Consider the following 7,704-nt stretch of genomic DNA (forward strand, 5'->3'; position numbering starts at 1 on the left):
CGATGATCCCGTTGTCCTTCGCTCAGCGTCGGCTGTGGTTCCTCCATCGTCTGGAGGGGCCGTCCGCGACGTACAACATCCCGTTCGTGCTGCGCCTGGAGGGGCCGCTGGACACGGCGGCGCTGGCCGCGGCGGTGACGGACGTGGTCACCCGGCACGAGAGCCTGCGGACCCTGCTCGTGGAGCGGGAGGACGGGACGCCGGAGCAGCGGATCCTGCCGCCGGTTGAGGCCCGGGTGCCGTTCCGGGTGGTGGACGTGGCCGCGGACGCGGTGGATGCGGCGCTGCGCGAGGTGGTGGGCGCGGGGTTCGAGCTGGATGCGGACCTGCCGTTGCGGGCCACTGCCTTCCGCGTCTCCCCGCAGGAGCACGTGGTGGTGTTCGTGTTCCATCACGTGGCCGCGGACGGGGCGTCGATGGCGCCGTTCATGCGGGATCTGCTGGCGGCGTACGGGGCGCGGGTGCGGGGGGCTGCGCCGCAGTGGGAGCCGCTGGCGGTGCAGTACAAGGACTACACGGTGTGGCAGCGGCAGATGCTGGGGGAGGAGGACGACCCGGACAGCGTCGCGGCGGAGCAACTGGCGTACTGGCGCGAGGAGTTGGCCGGCGTGCCGCAGCCGGTGCAGCTGCCGCTGGACCGGCCGCGGCCGACCTCGGCCACGCATGACGGCGGCCATGTCGACCTGGAGCTGGACGCGGAGGTGGTGGCCGGGATCGGGAAGCTGGCCGCGGACCACGGCGCCACCGCTCCGATGGTCGCCCAGGCGGTGCTCGCGGTGCTGCTGCACCATCTGGGCGCCGGCAACGATCTGACGATCGGCAGTCCGATCGAGGGGCGCCCCGATGAGCAGTTGGAGGACCTGATCGGGTTCTTCGCCAACACCTGGGTGCTGCGCGTCGACCTGTCGGGCAACCCGACGTTCGGTGATCTGCTGCGGCAGGTGCGGGAGCGGGCTCTCGGCGCCTACGACAACCAGGACATCCCCTTCGAGCATCTGGTGGAGCTGCTCAATCCGGAGCGCACCACCGCTTACAACCCGCTGTTCCAGGTGATGCTGGCCTGGCAGTTCGCGTGGTCGGAGATCGAGGTGCCGGGCTTGCGCGTCACGCCCGTCCCGATGGGCACGCAGACGTCGAAGTTCGACCTGTTCTTCAACATCGTCCCGGACCCGTCCGGGCGCGCCTACGGGCGCCTGGAGTACGCGACGGAGCTGTTCGACCATGCCACGGCCGAGGGTCTGGTGGAGCGCTTCGTGCGGGTGCTGCGGCAGGTGGTCGCCGACCCGGGGACGCGGCTGAGCGGGCTGGACGTGCTCACCGAGGGTGAGCGGGACCGGCTGGCCGGGCTGAACGAGACGGCGGCACCGGTCGACGGGGCGACGGTGGTGGAGCTGGTGGCCGCGCAGGCGGCGCGCACACCGGATGCCGCGGCGGTGGTGTGCGGGGAGACCGTGCTGTCGTACGGGGAGTTGGAGGCGCGTGCGGGCCGGCTGGCGGCGGTGCTGCGGGACCGCGGGGTGGGCCCGGATGTGCTGGTGGCGGTGGCGCTGCCGCGGTCGGCGGACCTGGTGGTGGCGCTGCTGGCGGTGCTCGAGGCGGGCGGCGCCTATCTGCCGATCGATCCCGGCTACCCGTCCGCGCGCGTCGACCTCCTGCTCGACACGGCCGACCCGGCACTGGTACTGACCGACTACGCGACGGCGGCCACGGTGGCGAAGTGCCGGCAGCGGGTGCTTCACCTCGACGACCTGAGTCTCGAAGGCCCCGCTCGCGAAGCCCCGGACGTCCGTATCGGGCCGGACGACCTCGCCTACGTGATGTTCACCTCCGGCTCGACCGGAACCCCCAAGGGCGTGGCCGTCACCCACCGCAGCGTCGTCAACGGCGTGCAGGACCTGCGCCGGCGGACCCATGTCGGGGCAGGCTCCCGGATGCTCGCCGCGACCTCGGTGAACTTCGACGTCTCCGTGTTCGAGATCTTCACCGCGCTGACCAGTGGGGCGAGTGTCGAGATCGTCCGTGACGTGCTGGAACTCGCCGAACGTGGTGGCTGGTCGGGTACCACGATCAGCGCTGTGCCGACGGTGTTCTCCGCGCTGCTGGACCAGATCGCCACCGACGGCGGGGGCGGTCTCGCACTCGAGGTGGAGACGGTGGTCCTCGCCGGTGAGGCGCTCTCCTCGGACCTGGTCCGCAGGGTGCACGAGACCCTGCCCGGGACGCGTGTCATGAACGCCTACGGCCAGACGGAGAGTTTCTACGCCTCGGCCTTCACCGTTCCGCGGGAGTGGGCCGGGACCGGCGCGGTGCCGGTCGGAGGGCCGCTGGCGAACATGCGCGCCCACGTGCTGGGTCCGGAGCTGGCGCCGGTGGCGCCGGGTGTGATCGGTGAGCTGTACGTGGCCGGGCTGGTCGCCCGTGGCTACCACAGGAACGGCGCCGCCACCGCGGAGCGGTTCGTCGCCTGTCCCTTCGGCCCTCCCGGCACGCGGATGTACCGCACCGGTGACCTGGCCCAGTGGGACGCGGACGGCCGGCTGAGGTATGCGGGGCGGGCCGACAGCCAGGTCAAGGTGAACGGTATCCGGGTCGAGCCGACCGAGATCGAAACGGTCCTCGCCCAGCACCCCGCGGTCAGCCGGGCCGTGGTCACGGTGTGCGAGGACCACACCGGCACCAAACGGCTCGTCGGCTATGTGGCGCAGGCGGGCGCCGGCGCCGCGGACGGCGATGTGGCCATCGACGCCACTGTGTCGGTGGCGGATCTGCGACGGTACGCGGCCAGGCGGCTGCCGGACTACATGGTCCCCGCGCACCTGGTGGTCCTGGACCGGCTGCCGTTGACCGCGAACGGGAAGCTGGACCGGGCCGCGCTGCCCGAGCCGGAGTTCACCGGCGCCGAGTACCGGGCCCCGCGAGGCGACACCGAGCGGATCCTGGCCGAGGTCTACGCCGATGTGCTCGGTGCCGGCCAGGTGGGCATCGACGACGACTTCTTCGCCTCCGGCGGCGACAGCATCCGCTCCATCCAGGTCGTGGCGCGGGCCAAGACCCGCGGCGTACTGGTCAGCACCCGGGAGGTCTTCGAGCACCGCACGGTCGCCCGGCTCGCCGAACTGGTCCAGGACCGCAGCGATGAGGAACGCGTCGTACTGGCCGAGCTGCCCGGTGGCGGGGTGGGCTGGGCTCCGCTGCCGCCGACCGCCGCGCACGTCCTCGCCCTGGGCGGCGGGATCGGCCGGTTCTGCATGTCGGCGCTGCTGACCCTGCCCGAGGGCATCGACCGTGCGGGGCTGGTGGCCACGTTGCAGGCGGTCGTGGACCGCCACGATGTGCTGCGCTCCCGGCTCGACCGGACCGACCCGGGCCTGCGCATGGAGCCGGTGGGCAGCGTGGACGCCGACGCGCTGCTGTGGCAGGTCCCCTACGGGGTGGACGTGCAGGCCGAACTGGACGCTGCCGCGGACCGGCTGGACCCGGACGCGGGGGTGATGGCGCAGTTCGTGTGGTTCACCTCCGCGACGGAGACGAACCGGCTGCTGATCGTGCTGCACCACCTGGTCGTCGACGGCGTCTCCTGGCGGATCCTGCTGCCCGACCTGGTCTCCGCCTGGCAGCGGACCGAACCGGCTGCCGGGGGCACCTCACTGCGCCGCTGGACGCACGCCCTGGCCGAGGAGGCGGCCACCCCGAAGCGGGTGGCGGAACTGCCCGTCTGGCAGGAGATCCTGTCCGGCGACGAGCCGGTCCTGGGAGCACGCGAGCTGGACCCCGCGCGGGACATCACCGCCACCGTGGACACCGTCCGCGTCCAGGTCCCGGCCGATGTCACCGAAGCCCTGCTGAACACGCTGCCGACGGTCTTCCGCGGCGGAGTCGACGACGGACTCCTGACCGGCCTCGCCCTGGCCCTGGCCCGCTGGCGCCGAACCCGTGGTGAATCCGCCTCCTCCACCCTCGTCCGGCTGGAGGGCCACGGCCGCGAGGAGCACCTGATCCCCGGCGCGGACCTGTCGAGCACTCTCGGCTGGTTCACCGCCATGTACCCGGTCCGCCTCGATGTGACCGGCGTCGACATGAGCGACGCGTTCGCCGGCGGCCGGGCCGCCGGAAAGGCGGTCAAGGCCGTCAAGGAACAGCTGCGGGCGGTGCCGGACCACGGCATCGGCTACGGCCTGCTGCGCCACCTCAACCCCGACACGGCTCCCGCCCTGTCCGGGCGGCGCCGGCCGCAGATCGGCTTCAACTACCTGGGCAAGGCCTCCGGCGCCGACCTGCCCGAAGAACTGCGGGGCCTTGGCTGGGCCCCGGACACCAGCCACCAGGATCTGATCGCCGCACCGGACGCGGACATGCCGGTGCTGTCCGCACTGGAGATCAACGCGGTCGCCACCGACACCGGTCACGGGGACGAACTGACGGCCTACTTCGGCTTCCCCACCGGTGTCCTCACCCGCGAGGAGGTCACCGAACTGGCCGGCCTGTGGGTCCAGGCGCTGACCGCCCTGGCCCGGCACGCCACCACCCCCGGCGCCGGCGGACCGACCCCGAGCGACGCACCACTGGTCAAGGTCTCCCAGAACGAGATCGACACCTGGGAGGACCGCTTCGGCAGACTGGCCACGATATGGCCGGCGACCCCGGCACAGTCCGGGATCCTCTTCCAGGCGAAGCTGGCCGGGGCGGAGTTCGACCCGTACCACATCCAGCTGGTGTTCCACCTCTCCGGCACGGTCGACCCGGAGCGGATGCACCGGGCCGGACAGGCACTGCTCGACCGCCATCCCGTCCTGCGCGCGGCGTTCATCGACCGCGCGGACGGCGATCTCGTCCAGGTGGTACCTCAGTCGGTGACCCTGCCCTGGCGGCACCTGGACCTGACCGCGCTCGACGAGGCCGAGCGCACCGAGACGTTCGAGCGGTTCCTCGCCGAGGACCGGACGACCTACTTCGACGCGGACCACCCTCCGCTGATCCGGCTGGCCCTGGCGGTCCTCGACCCCGAGCGGCCCGAACTCGTGCTGACCGCCCACCACGCGCTCTACGACGGCTGGTCCACGCCCCTGCTCATGCAGGACCTGCTGCTGCTCTACGCCTCCGACGGCGATCCGGCCGCTCTGCCCGCCCCCCGCGACTACGGCGAGTTCCTGGCCTGGCTCGCCCGGCAGGACCACGACGAGGCGGCCCGGGCGTGGGCGGCCGAACTGGAAGGGTTCGAGGAGCCGGCCCTGCTCGCCCCCGACTCCGCGAGCGCGGACGACGGTGGCCGCGACCAGGTGGAGGTCGCGCTCGGCGCCGACGAGGCGCGTGAGCTCGTCCGGCGCGCCTCCGAACTGGGCGTCACCGTCAACACGTTGGTGCAGGGCGCCTGGGCGCTGCTGCTCGGCCAGCTCACCGGCCGCCAGGACGTGGTGTTCGGTGCGACCGTCTCAGGGCGCCCGCCCGCGGTGGCGGACGTGGAGTCGATGGTCGGGATGTTCATCAACACCGTTCCGGTGAGGGTCGGGTACGCGCCCGGTGACACCGTCGCCGAGGTCCTGGGCCGGCTTCAGAGCCGGCAGGCCGGCCTGGTGGAGCACCACTACCACGGGCTCGCGGAGATCCAGAAGTCCGCCGGGGTGCGGTCCCTGTTCGACACGCTGGTCGTCTTCGAGTCGTACCCGGTCGACCGGGAGGGCCTCGGCGACGCCAGCGACGCCGCGGGCGGGATCACCTTCACCGGCCTGCGCCCGTTCGCGGGCAACCACTACGCCCTGTGTCTGACGGCGGCGGCCGACCCGCACCTCCAGCTCGTCATCCAGTACGCGCCGGGTGTCTTCGACCGGGAGTCGGTGGAGACGTACGCGGCCCGTCTGGTGCGCTTCCTGCGGCAGCTGGCGGCCGACCCCGGGCTGAAGATCGCGCAGATCGACTCCCTGGAGCCGGGCGAGCGCGAGCGGATGCTGGCCCGGTTCGACGACGCGGCCGCCCGGGCCCGCCACGTCACGCTCACCGAGCTCGTCGAGGCACAGGTGGCGCGGACCCCCAACAAGGCCGCCGTGGTCGCGGGCGGCGAGTCGCTCACGTACGCCGAGCTGGACGCCCGCGCCGAGCGCCTCGCGGCCGAGCTGGTCCGGCGCGGGGTGGGCCCGGAGACCGTGGTCAACGTGGTCCTGCCGCGCACCGTGGACATGGTCGTGGCCCTCCTGGGCGTGCTCAAGGCGGGCGGGGCCTATCTGCCCGTCGACCCCGCCTACGCGGCCGCCCGCCTCCCGCATGTGCTGCCCACCGCCCGGCCCCGTCTGATCCTGACCGACGCGGGCACCCGGGGGCTCGTCCCCGCCACGGACATCCCGGTCCTCGTCCTCGACGACGTCGACCTCCTGGCCACGTCCGCGGACGCCACGGCCGCCGGACAGGCCGCGGCACGGCCCAAGGCCGGCCCCGGCAACCTCGCCTACGTCATCTACACGTCCGGTTCCACCGGGGTGCCCAAGGGCGTGGGCGTCACCCAGAGCACCGTCGTCAACGCCGTGGACACCCTGGTCGCGCAGGCCGGCGCGGAGTCCGGCCTGCGGATCCTCGTCGCCGCCTCGTTCGGCTTCGACGTCGCCACCTTCGAGACGTTCGCCGCGCTCACCAGGGGCGGCACCGCCGAGATCGTGCGCGACGTACTGGAGCTGGCCGAACGCGACTCCTGGGACGTCGACGTCGTCTGCTCGGTGCCGTCGGCCTTCGCCGAACTCGTCGACCAGCTCGCCGACCGCATCAGGCCGACGGCCCTGAACATCTCCGGCGAGGTGCTGACCCCGGTCCTCGCGGAGCGGGTGCGCACACGCTGGCCCGAGGCCCGTGTCATCAACAGCTACGGGCCCAGCGAGACGTTCTACGCCACCGGCTTCCTCCTGGACCCGGACGAGCCGTACACCGACGGTGTGCCCATCGGCGAGCCCTTCCCGGGCGTGCGGGCGTACATCCTCAGCCCGGGCCTCGCGCTGCTGCCCCCGAACACACCCGGCGAGCTGTATCTGGCCGGGGCGGGGCGCGGCTACCACAACCAGCCCGGCCTGACCGCCGACCGCTTCGTCCCCGACCCCTACGGGCCTCCCGGCTCCCGGATGTACCGCACCGGCGACCTCGCCGGCCTCACCCCCGACGGCCGGATACAGCACCTGGGCCGGATCGACACCCAGGTCAAGATTCGCGGCTACCGCGTCGAACCCGCCGAGGTCGAGGCCGCGCTGACGGCCCATCCGCACATCGCCCAGGTCGCCGTCGTCACCCAGCACCCCGACGACAAGGCCCCCTACCTGGCCGCCTACCTCGTCCCCGCCGAGGGCGCGAGCATCCCCGACGCGGACGCACTGCGCGACCACCTGGCCGACCGGCTGCCCGAGTACATGGTCCCCGCCGCCTATGTGCCGCTCGACCGGCTGCCTCTGTCGCCCAACGGCAAGCTCGACCTCAAGGCCCTGCCCGCCCCCGACCTCACCTCCACCACGCCCTTCCGGGCGCCCCGCACCCCCCGCGAGGAGGCGCTGGCCCAGCTGTTCGCCGAAGTGCTCGGCCTGGAGAAGGTGGGTCTCGACGACGGCTTCTTCGAGCTCGGCGGGCACTCCCTGCTCGCCACCCGGCTGATCACCCGCGCCCGCGGCGAGCTGGGGATCGAGATACCCATCCGCAAGCTCTTCGACCTTCCGACGGTGGCCGCGCTCGCCGAATGGT

Annotated in this window: 1 protein-coding gene; it reads left to right on the forward strand. The window is 72.7% G+C overall.

Translation table 11 applies throughout. The annotated features are described in order from the left end of the window. Positions 1-2: 2 nt before the first annotated feature. A partial coding sequence (locus ABZ484_RS22280) for an amino acid adenylation domain-containing protein (protein ID WP_358867651.1) occupies positions 3-7,704 on the forward strand: 7,702 nt, incomplete at its 3' end.

Origin of the sequence: Streptomyces sp. NPDC006393 (assembly GCF_040628575.1) — a bacterium.
In the GTDB taxonomy this organism is placed as follows: Bacteria; Actinomycetota; Actinomycetes; order Streptomycetales; family Streptomycetaceae; genus Streptomyces.